The organism is Allosphingosinicella sp., assembly GCF_046295735.1.
GTDB lineage: Bacteria > Pseudomonadota > Alphaproteobacteria > Sphingomonadales > Sphingomonadaceae > Allosphingosinicella.
Genome location: NZ_JBKBMQ010000008.1, coordinates 117,840 through 134,298, shown reverse-complemented (window position 1 = coordinate 134,298; position 16,459 = coordinate 117,840). Strand labels below are relative to the sequence as shown.

19 protein-coding genes are annotated in these 16,459 nt (G+C 70.6%); 16 read left to right on the top strand and 3 right to left on the bottom strand.

The genetic code is table 11. The features are described from left to right. The first annotated feature begins 14 nt into the window (after nucleotides 1–14). The 10 genes from ACK4K7_RS09385 (at nucleotide 15) to ACK4K7_RS09340 (ending at nucleotide 9,350) form a co-directional block, all read left to right on the top strand. Nucleotides 15–1,256 carry an MmgE/PrpD family protein gene (locus ACK4K7_RS09385; RefSeq protein ID WP_431865444.1) on the top strand — a complete coding sequence of 414 codons (1,242 nt, stop codon included), beginning with the start codon at nucleotides 15–17 and terminating at the stop codon, nucleotides 1,254–1,256. Further along, entirely contained in the window at nucleotides 1,253–2,521 is a 1,269-nt protein-coding gene (locus ACK4K7_RS09380) for an MmgE/PrpD family protein (protein ID WP_431865442.1), read from the top strand. Before ACK4K7_RS09385 ends, ACK4K7_RS09380 begins: the two co-directional genes overlap by 4 nt. After that, nucleotides 2,518–3,888 (top strand): phenylacetate--CoA ligase family protein, encoded by a 1,371-nt coding sequence (locus tag ACK4K7_RS09375; protein WP_431865440.1) that lies wholly within the window; start codon nucleotides 2,518–2,520, stop codon nucleotides 3,886–3,888. The genes ACK4K7_RS09380 and ACK4K7_RS09375 overlap by 4 nt, the downstream gene beginning before the upstream one ends. A gap of 148 nt (nucleotides 3,889–4,036) precedes the next feature. Beyond that, a complete protein-coding gene (locus tag ACK4K7_RS09370; protein ID WP_431865439.1) occupies nucleotides 4,037–5,224 on the top strand; it encodes an amidase in 1,188 nt (395 codons plus the stop codon). Then, nucleotides 5,221–5,526 carry an REDY-like protein HapK gene (locus tag ACK4K7_RS09365; RefSeq protein WP_431865437.1) on the top strand — a complete coding sequence of 102 codons (306 nt, stop codon included), beginning with the start codon at nucleotides 5,221–5,223 and terminating at the stop codon, nucleotides 5,524–5,526. The genes ACK4K7_RS09370 and ACK4K7_RS09365 overlap by 4 nt, the downstream gene beginning before the upstream one ends. Continuing rightward, a complete protein-coding gene (locus ACK4K7_RS09360; protein ID WP_431865435.1) occupies nucleotides 5,526–6,323 on the top strand; it encodes an SDR family NAD(P)-dependent oxidoreductase in 798 nt (265 codons plus the stop codon). Before ACK4K7_RS09365 ends, ACK4K7_RS09360 begins: the two co-directional genes overlap by 1 nt. Continuing rightward, nucleotides 6,323–7,189, top strand: coding sequence for a polysaccharide deacetylase family protein (locus ACK4K7_RS09355; RefSeq protein WP_431865433.1), 867 nt, complete (start codon nucleotides 6,323–6,325; stop codon nucleotides 7,187–7,189). Before ACK4K7_RS09360 ends, ACK4K7_RS09355 begins: the two co-directional genes overlap by 1 nt. 196 nt (nucleotides 7,190–7,385) lie before the next feature. After that, complete coding sequence (locus tag ACK4K7_RS09350) at nucleotides 7,386–8,153, top strand: enoyl-CoA hydratase-related protein (RefSeq protein ID WP_431865431.1); 768 nt, start codon at nucleotides 7,386–7,388, stop codon at nucleotides 8,151–8,153. Between the two features lies 1 nt (nucleotide 8,154). Further along, nucleotides 8,155–9,048, top strand: coding sequence for a VOC family protein (locus ACK4K7_RS09345; protein WP_431865430.1), 894 nt, complete (start codon nucleotides 8,155–8,157; stop codon nucleotides 9,046–9,048). Next, nucleotides 9,045–9,350: a YciI family protein gene (locus ACK4K7_RS09340; protein ID WP_431865428.1), complete on the top strand. Its 306-nt coding sequence runs from the start codon at nucleotides 9,045–9,047 to the stop codon at nucleotides 9,348–9,350. The genes ACK4K7_RS09345 and ACK4K7_RS09340 overlap by 4 nt, the downstream gene beginning before the upstream one ends. Here the strand turns inward: ACK4K7_RS09340 and ACK4K7_RS09335 are convergent, their stop codons facing one another. Beyond that, a complete protein-coding gene (locus tag ACK4K7_RS09335) occupies nucleotides 9,351–10,325 on the bottom strand; it encodes a quinone oxidoreductase family protein (RefSeq protein ID WP_431865427.1) in 975 nt (324 codons plus the stop codon). A gap of 90 nt (nucleotides 10,326–10,415) precedes the next feature. Here ACK4K7_RS09335 and ACK4K7_RS09330 point away from each other — a divergent pair, with 90 nt between their 5' ends. The 6 genes from ACK4K7_RS09330 to ACK4K7_RS09305 are packed head-to-tail and all read left to right on the top strand — an operon-like array spanning nucleotide 10,416 to nucleotide 15,266. Beyond that, entirely contained in the window at nucleotides 10,416–10,718 is a 303-nt protein-coding gene (locus tag ACK4K7_RS09330; protein ID WP_431865426.1) for a DUF1330 domain-containing protein, read from the top strand. Continuing rightward, nucleotides 10,711–11,184, top strand: a complete 474-nt coding sequence (locus tag ACK4K7_RS09325) for a VOC family protein (protein WP_431865424.1) — start codon at nucleotides 10,711–10,713, stop codon at nucleotides 11,182–11,184. Before ACK4K7_RS09330 ends, ACK4K7_RS09325 begins: the two co-directional genes overlap by 8 nt. Then, entirely contained in the window at nucleotides 11,181–12,272 is a 1,092-nt protein-coding gene (locus tag ACK4K7_RS09320) for a zinc-binding dehydrogenase (protein ID WP_431865423.1), read from the top strand. Before ACK4K7_RS09325 ends, ACK4K7_RS09320 begins: the two co-directional genes overlap by 4 nt. Beyond that, entirely contained in the window at nucleotides 12,269–12,721 is a 453-nt protein-coding gene (locus tag ACK4K7_RS09315) for a VOC family protein (RefSeq protein ID WP_431865422.1), read from the top strand. The genes ACK4K7_RS09320 and ACK4K7_RS09315 overlap by 4 nt, the downstream gene beginning before the upstream one ends. After that, nucleotides 12,718–14,082 (top strand): MFS transporter, encoded by a 1,365-nt coding sequence (locus tag ACK4K7_RS09310; protein ID WP_431865421.1) that lies wholly within the window; start codon nucleotides 12,718–12,720, stop codon nucleotides 14,080–14,082. Before ACK4K7_RS09315 ends, ACK4K7_RS09310 begins: the two co-directional genes overlap by 4 nt. A gap of 11 nt (nucleotides 14,083–14,093) precedes the next feature. After that, nucleotides 14,094–15,266 (top strand): DUF1330 domain-containing protein, encoded by a 1,173-nt coding sequence (locus tag ACK4K7_RS09305; RefSeq protein WP_431865420.1) that lies wholly within the window; start codon nucleotides 14,094–14,096, stop codon nucleotides 15,264–15,266. Here ACK4K7_RS09305 and ACK4K7_RS09300 read toward each other — a convergent pair. Further along, on the bottom strand, nucleotides 15,263–15,877 hold the full coding sequence (locus tag ACK4K7_RS09300; RefSeq protein ID WP_431865419.1) for a chromophore lyase CpcT/CpeT: 615 nt from the start codon (nucleotides 15,875–15,877) through the stop codon (nucleotides 15,263–15,265). The two genes, ACK4K7_RS09305 and ACK4K7_RS09300, sit on opposite strands and share 4 nt — an antisense overlap. Before the next feature lie 56 nt (nucleotides 15,878–15,933). Then, entirely contained in the window at nucleotides 15,934–16,449 is a 516-nt protein-coding gene (locus ACK4K7_RS09295) for an AAA family ATPase (protein ID WP_431865417.1), read from the bottom strand. Nucleotides 16,450–16,459: the final 10 nt, after the last annotated feature.

The window sequence follows — 16,459 nt, the reverse complement described above, 5'->3', positions numbered from 1 at the left end:
GGCGGCGCGGGTCCATGCCTGAGCTGAGCCTGACGCAGCGCCTTGCTCATCATTTGGAGCGCCCGGTTGCAAAAGACAACCTGCATCGGGCGCGGCTGCACCTGCTCGACTGGCTCGGCTGCGTCGCGGGCGCCCGGCGCGGCGAGGTCGCGGCGGCGGCGCGCGCGGCCGAGCCGGACGCGTTGCTGCGCGCCGCGATGCTCGGCAACGTCATGGAGATGGACGACGTCCACCGCGCCGCGATCCTCCATCCCGGACCCGTCGTCTGGCCGGCGGCGCTGATCGCGGCGCGCGAGCGCGGGGCCGGCATGGCCGATCTGCTCGCCGCCGGGGTGCGCGGCTATGAAGCGATGATCGCGGTCGGCGCGACCTTCGACGCCTATCATTATGCGAGGTGGCACAATACGGCGACGGCCGGCGGCTTCGGCGCCGTCGCCGCGGCCGCGTCGATCCTCGGCCTGACCGGCGCGCGGCTGGTCGACGCGCTCGGCAATGCGGGTTCGGTGGCGGGCGGCCTGTGGCGCATGCGGCACGAGCCGGTGGCGACCAAGCAGCTTCACGTCGCCCATGTCGTCCGCACCGGCACCTGGATCGCGCGGCTGGCGGCGCACGGACTGACCGGCCCGTCCGCGATCCTGGAGGGCGAACAGGGGCTCTACGCCGCGATGACCGAGCGGCCGAAGCCGCTTCGGCTCGGCGAGGGCTGGCGGATGGACGAGGTCAGCTTCAAGCCCTGGCCCGCCTGCCGCCACGCCCATCCGGCGATCGACGCCGCGCTGGAGCTGAAGGCGAGCGGTGCGCTGAAGCCGCCGGTCCGGGTCGAAACCTATGCCGACGCGGTGGCCTTCTGCGACCGGCCCGAACCGCACTCGCCGATCGAGGCCAAATTCTCGATCCAGCACAGCGTCGCCGTCGCGATCGCTCATGGCACGCCCGAGCTGCGCCATTTCGAGGACCTGGCGGACGCGCAAGTCGCCGCGCTGCGCGGGCAGGTGGACGTCGTCGAATCCGCGGAGTTCACCGCGCGCTATCCGGACCACTTCGGCGCGAAGGTTTCGGCGGGCGGGGCCTCGGTGGAGCTGGTCGACACGCGCGGCGATCCGGAGCGGCCGCTCGCCCCCGCAGCGATCGGGGCCAAGGCGCTGTCGCTGATGGCCTGGGGCGGCATCACCGACGGGGCGCGGGCCGTGCACGCCGCCTTGAGCCATGACGGCGATGCGGCGCCGCTCGTCGCGTTGCTGGAGGACTGGCTGTGAGCGCCACCGCCCGCCTGCTCGACTTCGCCCGCGCCGACCATCGGCTGCCGGCGGACGTGCGCGCCGACGCGCTGCGCCTGCTCGGCGACACGCTGGCGGTGGGCGCGGCCGGGCGGCGGCTGTCGGAAGAGGCAGGGGTCGTCCGGGCGGCGCGGGGCTGGGGCGCGGGGAACGACGCGCGGCTGATCGGCGGCGGCGACCGCCTGCCCGCCCCTTCCGCCGCGTTCGTGAACGGCTTTCGCACCCACTGCCTCGAGTGGGACGCGGTACACGAAGGCGCCGTCGTCCACGCGATGTCGGTGGTCACCGCCGCGCTCGGCGCCGCGATCGATCGGCGCGGCGGCTGCGACCCGGAGGAGGCGCTGGCCGCGCTCGCCGTCGGCGTCGACGTCGCGGCCGGGCTCGGCATCGCCGCGACCGGCCCAATGCGCTTCTTCCGCCCGGCGGTGGCGGGGGCGATCGGCGCCGCGCTGGTGGTGGCGCGGGTGGAGCGCGCCGAGCGGTTCGACGACGTGCTCGGCCTCGCCTACAGCCAGGCGGCGGGGACGATGCAGGCCCATGCCGAAGGTTCGATCGCGCTGCCGCTGCAGATCGGCTTCGCCGCCCGCGCCGCCGTCGCCGCCGTCGATCTGGCGGCCGCCGGCCTCTCTGGCCCGCACGACGTGCTGGAAGGCCCGTTCGGCTATTTCCGCCTGTTCGAGGAGGGCAGCCTCTCGACATATACGCAGGACATCGGCGGCAAATGGCGGATCGGCGAGGTGAGCGTGAAGCCCTTCCCGTCCGGCCGCGCCAGCCATGCCGCGCTGGCGGTGCTGGCCGAGCTCGCCCCGGCGCCGGACCAGGTGGAGCGGGTCGAGGCGCATGTGCCGCCGCTCATCCAGCGCCTGGTCGGCCGCCCCTTCAAGCCGGACATGACGCCCGCTTACGCGCGGCTGTGCCTCCCTTTCCTGGCGGCGCAGATGATCGAGCGCGGGCGAATCGATCCGCGCGAGACCGCCGCCTCGCCGGACCTCGCCGCCCGCATCGTCGTCCATCCCGACGGCAGCGCCGATCCCAATGCCATGACGCCGCAGACGATCATCCTCGTCCTGAAGGACGGACGCCGGATCGAGCGGCGGGTGGAGCATGTGCTCGGCAGCCCGGAGGCGCCGCTGTCTTCCGCCCAGGCCGGCGCGAAATATGCCCTCGCCCGCGAACTTGCCGGCGACGGCGGCGATCCGCGCCCGTTCGACGATCCCCTCGGCTATTTCACGGAGCCGCGATGAGCTTCCCCACCTATTTCGAGGCTTTCGACGCCAGGCAGCTGCTGGAGGACTATCCGGTCGGCGACGCCTTCGTCCGCCGCTACACCGGCATGAGCCGGGACGAGCTTCACGCGATCCAGGACCGGCAGTTCCGCCGCCTGATGGCGCGCGGCTGGGAAATCCCCTTCTACCGCCGCCTGTGGGGCGCGCGCGGCATCGAACCGGGCGACATCCGGGGCCTGGAGGATATCGGCAAGCTGCCGGTCTTCGACAAATCGGACCTGATGGCCTCCGTCGCCGATCATCCTCCCTTCGGCGATTTCGCGGGCCTCGGCGGCGCGGGGCGCCCGCCCGCCATCTTCCACACCACCTCCGGCACGACCGGGCGGCCGCAGCCCCTCCTGTTCGGCCCCAAGGGGCGCGAGGTCACCAACCTCCTCGTCGGCCGCATGTACCGCTGGCAGGGCTTGCGCCCCGAAGACGTGGTCCAGTCGGTCTACGGCCACGGCATGATCAATGGCGGCCATTATATTCGCGAGGCCGTCGCCCATTTCACCAACAGCCTGTTCCTCTCGGCCGGCACCGGCGTCGAGACGCGCTCGGTAAACCAGGTCCAGCTGATGGCCGATTTCGGAGTCACCGTGCTGGTCGGCTTCATCGACTATATCCGCAAGCTCGCCGAGGTGGCGGAAGCCGAAGGGCTGCTGGAACGGATCGGCATTCGCATGATCTGCGGCCATCTCGGCACCGAGGACCGCGCGGGCGTCGAGCAGGCCTGGGGCGGGGCCAGGGCGTTCGACTGGTACGGCGTCGGCGACACGGGCTCGATCGCCGGCGAGGGGCCGGAGCGGGACGGCCTCTATGTCTGGGAGGACGCCCAGTATCTGGAGCTGCTCGATGTCGATACCGGCCGCCCGGTGGCGCCGGGCGAAAGCGGCGACATGGTGGTCACCTGCCTGTTCAAGGACGATGTCGCGCCCTGCATCCGCTTCAACACCCACGACGTGACGCACGAGCTCACCGGCGCGAACGACACCGGCATGGTCTTCCGCCGCATCGCCGGCTTCAAGGGCCGCAGCGACAATATGGTGAAGCTGCGCGGCATCAACGTCTTCCCCCACGCCATCGGCGCGCTGATCGAGAAGCGCTCCGATCTCACCGGCGAATATGTCTGCCGCCTGCGCCGCGACGCGGGCGGGCGCGACGATCTCCACGTCACCCTCGAAAGCCGCGGCGGCGCCGACCGGGAGGAGCTCGCCGCCCTGCTGCGCCAGGGCCTCGGCGTCGAGGTGCTGGTCGATCTGGTCGGCCCCGGCGACACCGCCGCCGCCACCCAGATCGACATCCGCCAGAAACCGATCCGCCTCATCGACGAGAGGAAGGGATGAGGGGGGTGCTCCTTATCCTCCCCGGGACGGGGAGGTGGCAGCCCGCAGGGCTGACGGAGGGGGTTCTCCGCCGATCCTGTGCCTGTGCCGGGCCCCCTCCACCGCGCTGCGCGCGGTCCCCCTCCCCGTCCCGGGGAGGATCTTCGCTATGATCGACTTCGACGCTCTCGAAGCGGCGAACCGCCCGCTCAACGCCTTTCTCGACTGGGATCGGGATGCGAAAGCCGGCGAAGGGCCGCTCGCGGGCCTCACCGTCGGCGTCAAGGCGAACATCGCCGTCGAGGGCCTGCCCTGGACCGCCGGCATGGCGCTGCACCGCGGCCGCATCGCCCCCGCCGACGCCGAGGTGGTGGGGCGGCTGCGGGAGGCCGGCGCGGCGATCGTCGGCACGCTCAACATGGAGGAAGCGGCGCTCGGCACCGTCACCGCGAACCCCTGGTTCGGCTCCACCCGCAACCCGCACGACCTCGCCCGCACCGCCGGCGGCTCGTCGGGGGGCAGCGCGGCGGCGGTGGCGGCGGGGCTCTGCGACGTGGCGCTCGGCACCGACACGATGGGCTCGATCCGCATCCCGGCCGCCTTCTGCTGCGTCTACGGCTTCAAGCCGGCCGAAGGCGCGGTCAGCCAGGAAGGGCTTGAGCTGTGCGAGCCCGGCTTCGATGCGATCGGCCCGCTTACCCGCTCGCTCGACCTGCTGGAGCGAGCCGCGCGGGTGATGGGCAGGTTCGGCGAGGGCGAAGCTTCCGGCTGCGCGACCCTCGCCGGTCTCGGTGGAGTTGCATGCGACCCGGAGGTGTTGAGCGCCTATCAGGCGGCGGTGGACGCGATCCAGCCGGGTGGCGCCGTCACCCTCACCCACCCGCTCTCCCGCATCCGCTTCGCCGGCTTCATCGCCGCGGCGCGGTCGCTGGCGGAGGCGCTGCGAGAGGCCGATCCGGCGCTGCTGTCGGAGCATCTGCGCCATCTGATCGGCTACGGTGCCGGCCGTGCTGAAGACAAGTGGGTCGCCGATCGGGATATTCTTGCGACCACGCGCGCCGAGGTTCGAGAAGCAGTGGAGCGGCACGGCCTTCTCCTCCTGCCCACCGCTCCGCATCTGCCGCACCTCCTCGGCGAAGCGCCGCCGGCCGACCAGGCGGATTTCACCTGCCTCGCCAACATCGCCGGCCTTCCCGCCCTCAGCCTGCCCGCCGGCTGGAGCGCGGACGGGCTCCCCGCGGCGGTGCAGCTGGTCGGCCTTCCCGGCGCCGAGGCGGGGCTGTTCGCGGCCGCGCGGCGGCTCGACGCGGCGCTCGGCGCCTACCGCCCACCCCCCGACCAAGGAGAGAGACGATGAGGATCGTGTGCCTGTTCAACCTGAAGCCGGGCGTGGACCGCGCCGAATATGAAGCCTGGGCGCGCGGCACCGACATTCCGGGCGCCAACGCTCTGTCCTCGGTCCGCAACTTCACCGTCCACCGCGCCACCGGCCTGTTCGGCTCGGACGCAAAACCGCCTTACGACTATATCGAGGTGATCGACATCACCGCCATCGATCCCTTCGTCGCCGAGGTCACCACCGAGGAGTTCCAGAAGGTGGCCGGCAAGTTCCAGGACTTCGCCGACAATCCCCTCTTCATCCTGACGGAAGACCTGTGATGCGCCGCTTCGAGGGGAAGACGGTGATCGTCACCGGCTCGGGCAAGCACAAGGGCCTCGGCCAGGCGATCCTCCAGCGCTTCGCCGACGAAGGCGCCGACTGCGTCCTCTCCGACCGTGAGATCGACGCCGAGGCGGACGAGGTGGCGAACGAGCTGCGCACCCGCGGCGCGAAGGTGGTCGCCGTCCCCTGCGACGTCAGCTCCGCCGCCCAGTGCCGGGCGCTGGTCGGCGCCGCGCTCGACGCCTTCGGCCGCGTCGACGTGCTCGTCAACAATGCCGGCATCGGCTTCATGATGAAGCCTTTCCTGGAAGTGGAGCCCGCCGACTGGGACCTCGTCCTCGCCGTCAACCTGTCGGGCGCCTTCTATTGCACGCAGGCCGCGGCCAAGGCGATGGTCGAGGCCGGCAATGGCGGCCGCATCATCAACATCGCCAGCCAGGCGGCCAAGACAGGCTTCCCGCACCTTCCCGCCTATGTCAGCTCCAAGCATGGCATGGTCGGCCTCACCCGCGCCGCGGCGGTCGAGCTCGGCGCCCACGGCATCACCGTCAACGCCGTCTGTCCCAATCACGTCACCACCGGCCTCGGCGCCAGGCAGAACGAATATTTCTCCAAGCTGCTCGGCTTCGCCACCGTCGAGGAGTATCTTGCCAATATGGCGAAGCGAAACCCGATGGGCCGGCCCGGCCTTCCCGCCGACACCGCCGCCGCCTGCGCCTGGCTGGCGTCGGACGAAGCCTACTATGTCACCGGCGAGGCGCTGAACGTCTCGGGCGGCGAGGAAATGCATTGATGCGCGAGGAACGGATCGACTGGCCCGGCGGCGCGAAGATCGCCCTCTCCATCGTCGTCAATGTCGAGGAAGGATCGGAGATGACCGTCGCGCGCGGCGACAAGGGGATGGAGCCGGTCGACGAGCTCGGCATCCACATCAAGGCGCCGATCCGCAACTACGGCAACGAATCGAACTATCTCTACGGCATCAAGGCGGGCGCGCCGCGCATCGTGAAGCTGCTCCGCGACTTCGAGGTGGCGGCCAGCTGGACAGTCGCCGCCATGAGCCTCGAGGAGCATCCCGAGATCGCCGAGGCGATCGCCGGGCTCGGCCACGAGCCGGTCAGCCACGGCTGGCGCTGGGTCCACCAGTTCAGGATGGACGAGGCGCAGGAGGCCGAGTTCATCCGCAAGGCGGTCGCCTCGATCGAGCGCACCACCGGCACGCGCCCTTATGGCTGGCTCAGCCGCTATTTCCACACCGACAACACCCGCCGGCTGCTGATCGGCGAGGGCTTCGAATATCATATGGACGATTATTCGGGCGACGTGCCCTTCTGGGATCGGGAGACGGTGCCCGGCCGCCCGATCGTGATCGTCCCCTACCAGCTCGACACCAACGACATGAAGATGTGGACCGACCCCTCGCTGACCCCCGACCGCTGGCTGGATTATGCGAAGCGCTGCTTCGACCAGCTCTACCGCGAGGGCGAGGAGGGGAACCCGAAGATGATGAGCCTCGGCCTGCACCTGCGCATCATCGGCCGCCCCGGCCGCATCTGGGCGCTGGAGGAATTCCTCCGCCACGTCCGGGCCCGGCCGGACGTCTGGATCGCCACCCGCTACGCCATCGCCCGCCACTTCGCCGCACAGGTGCCGGCGTGAGGGGGTGGCACCTCCCTTCCCCCCTTGCGGGGGAAGGATACCGAAGCTTAGGCGCGCAGCGGCTTAGCGAAGGTTGGATGAGGGGTACGGCGGCTTCGCCGCCGCGCGAGCGACGCTCGCGTCCCCCTCTCCAAGCTGCGCTAGCCGGCTTTGCCGGCAAGCTCCGCTGTCCTCTCCCGCCAGGGGAGAGGAGCTCATGACCCTCCGCCTCATCACCTCCGGTCCCATCGCCCGCCTACTGATTGACCGGGCGGAGAAGAAGAACAGCTTCACCCAGGAAATGTGGGAGAAGCTGCCCGACCTCATAGCCGAAGCGATGGCCGACCCGCGGGTCCATGTCCTCGTCCTCCAGGCCGCCGCGCCCGGCGCCTTCTCGGCCGGAGCGGACATCGCCGAATTCGGCGCGCACGCCCAGGATCCGGACTGGCGGGCGCGCAACCAGGCCGCGATCCGCCGCGCCCAGCACGATCTCGCCCGCGCCGAAAAGCCCACTATCGCCCTGATCGAAGGCGTCTGCGTCGGCGGCGGGTGCGGGCTCGCCATCGCCTGCGACCTGCGCGTCGCCGGCCCCGCCGCCCGCTTCGGCATCACGCCCGCGCGCCTCGGCCTCGTCTATTCGCTCCACGACACCAAGCTGCTGGTCGATCTGGTCGGCCCGGCCCAGGCCAAGCGCATCCTCTTCACCGGCGATCTCCTCCCCGCCGAAGAAGCGGCGCGGATCGGTCTCGTCGACATCCTCGCGCAGGACCCGGCCGAGGCCGAGGCCCTCGCCGCCGCCATCGCCGCCGCCTCGCCGCACAGCGTTCGCGCGTCGAAGAAGATCGTCCGCCGCATCCTCGACGGCCAGGCCGAGGACGATGATGACACGCTCGGTCAGTTCGCCGCCGCTTTCGACGGCGAGGATTATCGGGAAGGCGTCGCCGCCTTCCTTGCCAAACGCAGCCCCACATTCAGGAGCCGATAAGATGCGCTTCGACACCCATGGCCGGATCAAGTGCGGCACCGTCTCCACCCCCGACATCGACGCCGCGCTCGCCGATTATCGCGATCTTCTCGGCCTCGAGGTCGTCGACGACGCCCCCGTCGGCGAGGCGCTCGCCGCGAGCTGGGGCGCCCCGGCCTCGGCCCGGCAGCGCGCCGTGCTGCTCCAGCCCCGCTCGGGCGCGGCAAGCTTCCTGCGGCTGGTCGAGGCCCCGCTCCATCCCGATTTCCGGCCGACCCGCACCTTCGGCTGGGCCGCCTTCGAGCTCACCGTGAAGGGCGTGTACGACCTTGCCGAACGGGTGGAAGGCAGCGGCTTCGAGATCATCGGCCCGCCCAAGCCGATCGAGGGCCTGCCCTATTTCGTGCCGATGCAGGTGATCGGGCGCGGCGGCGAGATGCTCTATTTCAACGAAGTGGCGATGGACACGCCCTCGTCCGATCTCCCCAAGGCGCAATCGGACATCGATCATATCTTCATCGTCATCCTCGCCACGCCCGACCGCGAGGGCAGCGTCCGCCATCTGAAGGAGCGGCTGAAGCTCGACGAGGGCGGCAGCTACACGCTCAATTACACGATGATCAACAAGGCGTTCGGCCTTCCCGACGGCACCCAGTCGACAATCACCATGGTCCAGAACGGGCGCCTCCCGATCGTCGAGGTGGACGGCTATCCCGAAGCCGCCACCCCGCGCGCCGCGCATCAAGGCATGCTCCCGCCCGGCTGCGCGATGGTGACGCTCGCCGTCGACAGCCTCGACCTCGATCTCGATTTCATCGGCGCGCCTCAGCGGCGCGACGGCCCGCTCTACGCAGGCCGCCGGGTCGCGACCGCGCGCGGATCGGCGGGCGAGCTGATCGAGCTCATCGAGCTGTGAAGCCAGCCTTCGCCGCCTGGTGCCGCGACGCGCCCGGCTCGGGAGTCCCCCGGCGCGAACGGCTCGCCGCCCACCTCGCTTATGTCGAGACGATCATGGACCGCATCCTCCTCGCCGGCCCGCTCAAGGACGCGAGCGGCGCGGTCATCGGCTCCCTCCTCGTCTACGACGCCGCAACGGCCGAGGAGGCGCGCGCCTTGCTGGAAGGCGATCCCTACCACGTGGCCGGCGTCTGGGCGGAAACCCGCATCGAAACCTTCCTTCCCGTCGCCGGCACGCTGGTCGGCGGCAGGAACTGGTAGTCACGGCATCAGCAAAGTCGATCCCGTCGTGGCCCGCGCTTCGAGATCGCGGTGCGCCCGCGCCGCTTGCTCCAGCGGGTAACGCTGTCCGATCTCCACCTTGACCGCACCCGACCGCATCACCTCGAACAGCCGCGCCGCGCCGGCCCGCCGCTCGTCCGGATCGGCATAATAATCGAACAGGGTCGGCCGGGTGGTGAACAGCGATCCCTTGGCGGCGAGGATGCCGAAATCGACCTCGCCCACCTTGCCGGACGCATTGCCGTAGCTCACCACCAGCCCGCGCCGCGCCGTCGCATCGACCGAGGCCATGAAGGTCGCCCTGCCGACGCCGTCGAACACGACCCTCACCCCGCTGCCGCCGGTCAATTCGCGCACCCGCGCCGCGACATCCTCCCGCGCATAATCGATGACGTGCGCCGCGCCCGCAGCCTTGGCGGTCTCCGCCTTCGCCGCGCCGCCCGCCGTCCCGATCACCTCCGCCCCGATCGCCTTCAGCCACTGGACGAGGATCAGGCCGACGCCGCCCGCCGCGGCATGGACCAGCACCGGCCAGCCGGGCTCGACCCTCGCGCAGCGTTCGACCAGGAATTCGGCGGTGCAGCCCTTCAGCAGGCCTGCCGCCGCCGCGTCGTCCGAAATGTCGTCGGGCAGCCTGAACAGGCTGGACGCGCGCACCAGCCGCGCCGTCGCATAGGCGCCCCGCTCCGGCCCGAAGGTCGCGACCCGGTCGCCGGGCGCGAAGCCCGTCCCTTCGCCCGCCGCCTCGACCACGCCCGCCGCCTCCAGCCCAAGCCCGCTCGGCAGCTCGACCGGATAGACGCCGCTGCGGTGATAAACGTCGATATAGTTGAGGCCGATCGCGCTGTGGCGCACCAGCACCTCGCCCGGCCCCGGCGCGCCGAGTTCCACATCCGACCATTCGATCGCCTCCGGCCCGCCGGTGCGGGCGATCCGCGCTGCCCGTGCCTTCATCGCTCACCTCCGCCTTTTCCCTCCCCTTTTGCCGGTTGCAATGCAAGCCGGATCACGTAACTTGTCCGGACAAATATTCGGGGGAGGGGCATGCCCGCATACATGGTCGTCACCGCCCGGATCGCCGATCGCGACGCCTTCATCGCGGGCTATGGCGCCGCGGCGGCCGCCTTGGTCGAACGGTTCGGCGGCCGCTATCTGCTGCGGGCGCCCGACGCCCTGCTGCTGGAGGGCGGCTTCGGCGACGGCGCGTCGATGGTGATCTCCGAATGGCCCGACAAGGCCGCCGCGCTCGCCTTCTGGAACTCGCCCGAATATCAAGAGGCGAAGAAGCTGCGCGAAGGATTCGCCGAGTGCCAGGTGCTGCTGATCGAGGCTCCCGCCCTTGGCTGACATCGTCAAGCGCACCACCCTGATGGTTCGCGACGCCGAGCGCGCGGCGCGCTGGTACGAGCAGGTGTTCGGCATGCGCCGCTGGATGGACACGCCCTTCACCCTTTCCGGCACCCAGCTCGCCGCCGGCCAAAAGGGCGACCGCACCCGGCTCGTCATCATGGCCGCCGAGCATGACGAGATCGGCATGATCGGCCTCCTCGAATGGCTGGAGCCCCGGCAGCAGGCCCCGGAGGAACTGCCCGACCGCATCGCCTTCGGCGCCCCGATCTTCGTCGTCGCCGCCGAGGATGCCGCCGCGACCTGCGCCCGCGCCCGCGCGGCGGGCTCCCGCATCCATTGCGAGGCCCATCCTTGGGAGGTCACAGGCGCGGACGGGCGCCGCCGCGAGATGATCGGCGCGAGCTTCTTCGATCTCGACGGCTATTTCTTCGAGGTGAACCAGCTCGTCCGGGTGCTGGCATGAGCGAGGCCGATCCGGGCGGGGACTTCGGGATGCTCGCCGCCGGCAAGCGCCTCGCGGAAGGCCTGAACTGCCAGTGGCGGGTCGCCGCCGCCCCGGTCGGCAACGTCCGCCCGTCGGATTTCGCCTGGGCGGAGACCGAAGTGCCGGAGCCCGGCCCGGGTGAGGTGCTGCTGAAGACCCTCTATCTCAGCCTCGCCCCGGTGATGCGCGCCTATATGCAGGGTACCGGCGCGGCGGGCGAGCGGCCGCTCCGTCCCGGCGACGTCATCCACGGCCGCGGCGTCGCCCAGGTCGCCAAGTCCCGCCATCCGGACTGGCCCGAAGGATCGGTCGTGCAGGGCCAGATCGGCTGGCAGAGCTGGAAGCTCTCGCGCATGACGCCGGCCGAGCGGATGGTGCGGATGAAGCCGAACGGCCTTCCCGCCGCGCTCGGCCTCGGCCCGCTCGGCATGACGGGCTTCAGCGCTTTTGCCGGCTACATGCTCTGCTGCGATCCTTCCGCGGCGGACAGGATGCTGCTGTCGGGCGCGGCCGGCGGCGTCGGATCGATCGTCGCCCAGCTCGCCGCGCGCGTGGTCGGCGCCTCGGTGGTCGCCATCGCCGGCGGGCCGGAGAAATGCGGCTTCGCCCGCAGCCTCGGCTGCGCGCAGGCGATCGACTACCTGGATGCCGACTTCCCGGCGGCGCTGCGCGGCGCCCTGCCGGACGGGCTAGACCTCTATTTCGACAATGTCGGCGGGGAGATACTCGCCGCCGCGCTCGATCACCTGCGCCCCCGCGCCCGCATCCTCCTGTGCGGCTCGATCTCCGAATATGCGCGGGAGACGCCGTTCGCCCTTGCCGGCTACACCCGGCTGCGCGCCACCGACAGCATCATGCGCGGCTTCTACGTCTACAATCATCTCGATCGCTGGGACGAGGGGATGGAGCGGATGACCGGCTGGCTGCGCGACGGCCTCGTCCAGCCCCATTTCGACATCGTCGAGGGCATCGAGAACATGCCCCGCGCCCTCGCGCGCCTCTACGAGGGCCGCAACCTGGGCAAGCAGATCTGCCGCGTCCGCGGCGAGCCGGAGGAATGGCGATGAGCGACCCGGGCCTGCGCTTCCAGCGCGCCAATTTCGTGGTGCGGGACATGGACCGCGCGCTGACCTTCTACCGCGACGTGCTCGGCTTCACCGTCGCCTTCACGCTCGGCCACAATCCCGAAAGCTATTCGATTCCCGTCTTCGCGATCCCGGACGCCGCGACCATCGGCTTCTGCGTGCTCAGCACCGCCAGCCAGGAGCGGGTGATGGCGCTCACCGAGATCAAGGACGCGCCGCTCGATCCCGTGCCTCATCCCCGCCGCTCCGCGATCGTGCTCGAGGTCGCCGATCCCGACGCCGTGATGGCGGGCGCCCGCAGGCTCGGCCTCCAGGTCTATGAGGAAGGCGAGCTCGTCACCAAGGACGGGCGGCGCGGGCGCGAGATCGGGATCGCCGATTTCGACGACAATCTCATCGTCATCTACAAGATCACCGGGGAGGCATCATGAGCACAGCAGCCGACGCCGAAGGAGCCCGTCCGGCCGAGGGCGCGGGACGCATCTGGCCGTCCGCGGGCACCGCCTGGTTCATGGTCGGGATGCTGACGATCGCCTATGTCTTCAGCTTCGTCGACCGCTACATCCTCGGCCTCCTCATCCAGCCGATCAAGGCCGATCTCGGCCTCACTGACGAACAGATCGGCTGGGTGCTCGGCCCCGCCTTCGCCATCTTCTACGCGACGATGGGCCTGCCGATGGGCTGGCTCGCCGACCGGAAGCGGCGCACCTGGATCATCGCCGCCGGCGTCGCCGTCTGGTCGCTCGCCACCGCCGCCTCGGGCCTCGCCCGCAATTTCTGGCACCTCTTCTTCGCCCGCATGACGGTCGGCGTCGGCGAGGCGACGCTCAGCCCCGCCGCCTTCTCGATGATCGGCGACAGCTTCCCGCCCGAACGGCGCGGCAAGCCGATCGCCGTCTATTCGACCGCGCTGACGCTCGGCGCCGGCATTGCCTCGCTGATCGGCGCGGGCGTGCTCGCCTGGGCCAAGTCCGCGCCGGAGATCGTGCTGCCCGGCATCGGCCCCGTCCTTCCCTGGCAGTTCACCTTCTTCGCGGTCGGCCTTCCGGGCCTGCTCGTCGCCATCGTGTTCGTCTTCATGCGCGAGCCTATCCGCCAGACCGCTTTGTCGGCCGACCCGGACCTCAGGGGCAACGGCATGGGCGACATGCTGCGCTATGTCGGCGGGCGCTGGGGCACCTATTTGAGCTTCGTCTCGCTCATCTGCGTGATGACGATCGTCGCCTACAGCCAGGGCTTCCTCCCCGCCACGTTCGAGCGGACCTGGGGCTGGGCGCCGGAGACCTACGCCTTCTACAACGGCCTCGCCTTGCTCATCATCGGCCCGGTCAGCGTCTATGCGATGGGCGTGCTGTCCGACCGGCTGATGAGCCGCGGCATCACCGACGCGCCGCTGCGCATCATCTTCGGCGCCTCGCTCCTCCTGGTGCCGACCGGCTCCATCGCCATGTTCATGCCGACGGGCTGGGGCGCGTTCGCGATCCTCTGCCTCAACACGGCGGCGATCGCAGGCGTCAGCGCGGTCGGCGTCACCGCCCTCCTCAACATCACCCCGGCGCAGATCCGCGGCCAGGTCGTCGCCCTCTATTACATGGCGATCAGCCTTGCCGGCCTGCTGCTCGGCCCCACCACCGTCGGCATCCTCTCCACCCGCGTGTTCGGGGAGGAGAATATCCGCTACGCCGTCGCCACCCTGCCGATCCTCTACGGCATCGTCCCGCTGCTCATCATCCCGGTCACGTGGCGGCTCTACCGGGCGCAGATGGACCGGCTCGGCACCGCCAGCGCATAGGAGCCCCGACCATGCACCTCCTCCTCGCCGCCGCCGCGCTCCAGGCTTCCGCCGCGCCCCAGCCCTGCGAGGGGCCTCCGGTGATGATGGTGGTCGCCGGCCCCACCCACGATGCCGATCGGATGCGCGCCTACGGCAAGGCGATCTTCGACAGCGGCCTCTACCGGCAGCTCGGCGGCTATTATCTGAACGTGCCCCGCGCGGTTGAGGTGTTCGAGGGCGAACCGGCGGCGAACCACACCACCCTCATCGTCCGCTTCCCCTGCCTGGCCAATGCCCGCGCCTTCTGGAATTCGCGCGTATATCAGGAGGAGATCCGGCCGATGCGGCTCGATCCCTCGGCCGGCGACTATCTCGTCACCGTCTATGCCGAAACGCCGATCCCGCCGCAGATGGAGGGCAAGGTCCAGCCCGGCCCCTATCTCGCCACCTTCTCGGCCGACGGCATCCCGCAGCACGAGACCCCGAACGCCGCGGGCGCCGAGCACAGCCTGGACGCGCGCACCATCCTCGACCGCGCCGTCGCCACCGCGGGCGGCGATGCCTGGCTGAACCCCAGAACCCTGGTGATGCGCGGCCAGGCCACCTTCTTCGGCCCGGACGGCGCCGCGCCGCGCGCGGTGGCCGACGATTATCGCATGTGGCGCATCTACAATCCCGACCGCACCGTCAGCCATGGCGCCGACGGCATGGTCCGCATCCGCGGCCTCCAGAACGGCCGGCTGATGTTCGAGGTCGGCCATGACGGCGCGCAGAGCTGGAACGAGCGCGGCCCGATCCCGCAGGCCGAAGCCGACGCATACTGGGCCTCGGCCTTCGGTTTCGGCATCATCCGCCAGGCCGGCCGCCCCGGCTTCCGGCTGGATCGGGTGCCCGATTCCCAGTTCGCCGGCCACCCGATCTTCAAGCTCCGCCTCACCGATCCCCAAGGCGGCGAGACCCTCTTCGGCATCGACAAGCGGAGCTACGCGATCCGCACGATGGAGTTCGCCACGCCCCGCGGCTGGCATCTTCGCACCTACGAGGATTTCGTCGAGCTGCCCTCGCCCCGCTGGCTGCAGGCGCGCCGGGTCACCCTCTACTATAACGGCGTCAAGCAGAACGAGGTCCAGTGGACCGACGTCGAAGTGAACGCCCCCCTCGACCCCGCCCTCTTCCGCTACCCCGCGCCCGATCCGGGCTAGTCGCCGATTCTGCGGAAGATGTAGCCGCCTTCTTCCGGTCCCCAGACGCGGCTGCCGTCCGCCGTGAAGCCCCGGTCCCAGTTCACCGACACGTCCGCCGTCTTGATCGCCAGGCCGATCATATAGGCCGCGCCCCTGTGGCTGTTGGCGCAATCCTCGGTGCGGGCGATGAAATGGCCGGCCGCCACCCGCTCGATGACGTTGTGGCAGCCCGCCGGCCCCAGATCGGCGGGGGTCGGGGCCGCCACGTCGCCGCGCCGGCCATAGCCGACGAAGCGGGCCGGCTCGGCCAGCACGTAATTGTCGCGGCGCAGGCGGCCGTCGGGCAGGCGGTAGACATGGCCGATCCGCTGGAAATAGGGCCGGTCGCGGGAGGCGCGCGGCGGGGCGCCGCTGCCGCCGACGATCGCCTGTTCCTGATAGAGCCACAGGCCGTCGGTGCGGTCCGGCCACAGCCGCACCACCCGCGCCTCGACCTCGTCGTAGCGGCGGTCGTCGCGCGCCTGCGCGGCCGAGCTGAAGGCGCCCACCGCCACCCGGGCATAATCGTCGAGCAGCGGATCGGGCGCGGCGGCGGAAGTCAGCAAGGCGGCGGCCAGCAGCGGGATCATGGATCGTCTCCCTGTCGCGATCGTCGCCGCATCCTAGAGCGCCGCCCGCGCGCCGCCTAGGGTTTCGATCGCGGCACTCCAGGAAGCGGATGGACGACGAGCGCGAACCCCTCGTCCGACGCGGGCGGCACGAAGTGGCGGGTGAACAGATCGAACTCCTCGTCGCTCACCTGATAATCGTGGGTGCCGGCGGCGTTGCGGGCGGCGAGCCGCGCCTTGCAGACGGCTTCCGGCGTGTCGAGCCAGTGGAGCCGGTGATCGGCGCCGGCCGCTTCGAACAGGCTCCGCATCCAGGCGCGCGCGGCCGGCGTGTTCGCCTGAAAATCGAGCACGACCGACACGCCTTCTTTCAGGAGATCGACGATATGCCGCTCGATGGCGCCGCGCAGCCGGCCGGCGCAACGCCGATAATCGTCCAGCGACGCGATCTCTCCGGGGTAGAGGCGGGCGAGCAGATGATCCTCGGCGAGCAGCACCGTCGCGGGCGCGGCCGCCAGCCGGGCGGCGAGGCTGCTCTTCCCCGCCGCGATCTTCCCGCACAACATGTGCAAGGTGGCCCGCCCCTGATCCATTCGCCCTCCC

Excerpts from the sequence above, each read along its gene's own strand:
- ACK4K7_RS09385 (WP_431865444.1), top strand. The coding sequence starts at position 15 with ATGCCTGAGCTGAGCCTGACGCAGCGCCTTGCTCATCATTTGGAGCGC.
- ACK4K7_RS09310 (WP_431865421.1), top strand. The coding sequence starts at position 12,718 with ATGAGCACAGCAGCCGACGCCGAAGGAGCCCGTCCGGCCGAGGGCGCG.
- ACK4K7_RS09295 (WP_431865417.1), bottom strand. The coding sequence starts at position 16,449 with ATGGATCAGGGGCGGGCCACCTTGCACATGTTGTGCGGGAAGATCGCG.
- ACK4K7_RS09335 (WP_431865427.1), bottom strand. The coding sequence starts at position 10,325 with ATGAAGGCACGGGCAGCGCGGATCGCCCGCACCGGCGGGCCGGAGGCG.
- ACK4K7_RS09375 (WP_431865440.1), top strand. The coding sequence starts at position 2,518 with ATGAGCTTCCCCACCTATTTCGAGGCTTTCGACGCCAGGCAGCTGCTG.
- ACK4K7_RS09305 (WP_431865420.1), top strand. The coding sequence starts at position 14,094 with ATGCACCTCCTCCTCGCCGCCGCCGCGCTCCAGGCTTCCGCCGCGCCC.
- ACK4K7_RS09320 (WP_431865423.1), top strand. The coding sequence starts at position 11,181 with ATGAGCGAGGCCGATCCGGGCGGGGACTTCGGGATGCTCGCCGCCGGC.
- ACK4K7_RS09330 (WP_431865426.1), top strand. The coding sequence starts at position 10,416 with ATGCCCGCATACATGGTCGTCACCGCCCGGATCGCCGATCGCGACGCC.
- ACK4K7_RS09300 (WP_431865419.1), bottom strand. The coding sequence starts at position 15,877 with ATGATCCCGCTGCTGGCCGCCGCCTTGCTGACTTCCGCCGCCGCGCCC.
- ACK4K7_RS09350 (WP_431865431.1), top strand. The coding sequence starts at position 7,386 with ATGACCCTCCGCCTCATCACCTCCGGTCCCATCGCCCGCCTACTGATT.
- ACK4K7_RS09370 (WP_431865439.1), top strand. The coding sequence starts at position 4,037 with ATGATCGACTTCGACGCTCTCGAAGCGGCGAACCGCCCGCTCAACGCC.
- ACK4K7_RS09315 (WP_431865422.1), top strand. The coding sequence starts at position 12,269 with ATGAGCGACCCGGGCCTGCGCTTCCAGCGCGCCAATTTCGTGGTGCGG.
- ACK4K7_RS09355 (WP_431865433.1), top strand. The coding sequence starts at position 6,323 with ATGCGCGAGGAACGGATCGACTGGCCCGGCGGCGCGAAGATCGCCCTC.
- ACK4K7_RS09360 (WP_431865435.1), top strand. The coding sequence starts at position 5,526 with ATGCGCCGCTTCGAGGGGAAGACGGTGATCGTCACCGGCTCGGGCAAG.
- ACK4K7_RS09345 (WP_431865430.1), top strand. The coding sequence starts at position 8,155 with ATGCGCTTCGACACCCATGGCCGGATCAAGTGCGGCACCGTCTCCACC.
- ACK4K7_RS09365 (WP_431865437.1), top strand. The coding sequence starts at position 5,221 with ATGAGGATCGTGTGCCTGTTCAACCTGAAGCCGGGCGTGGACCGCGCC.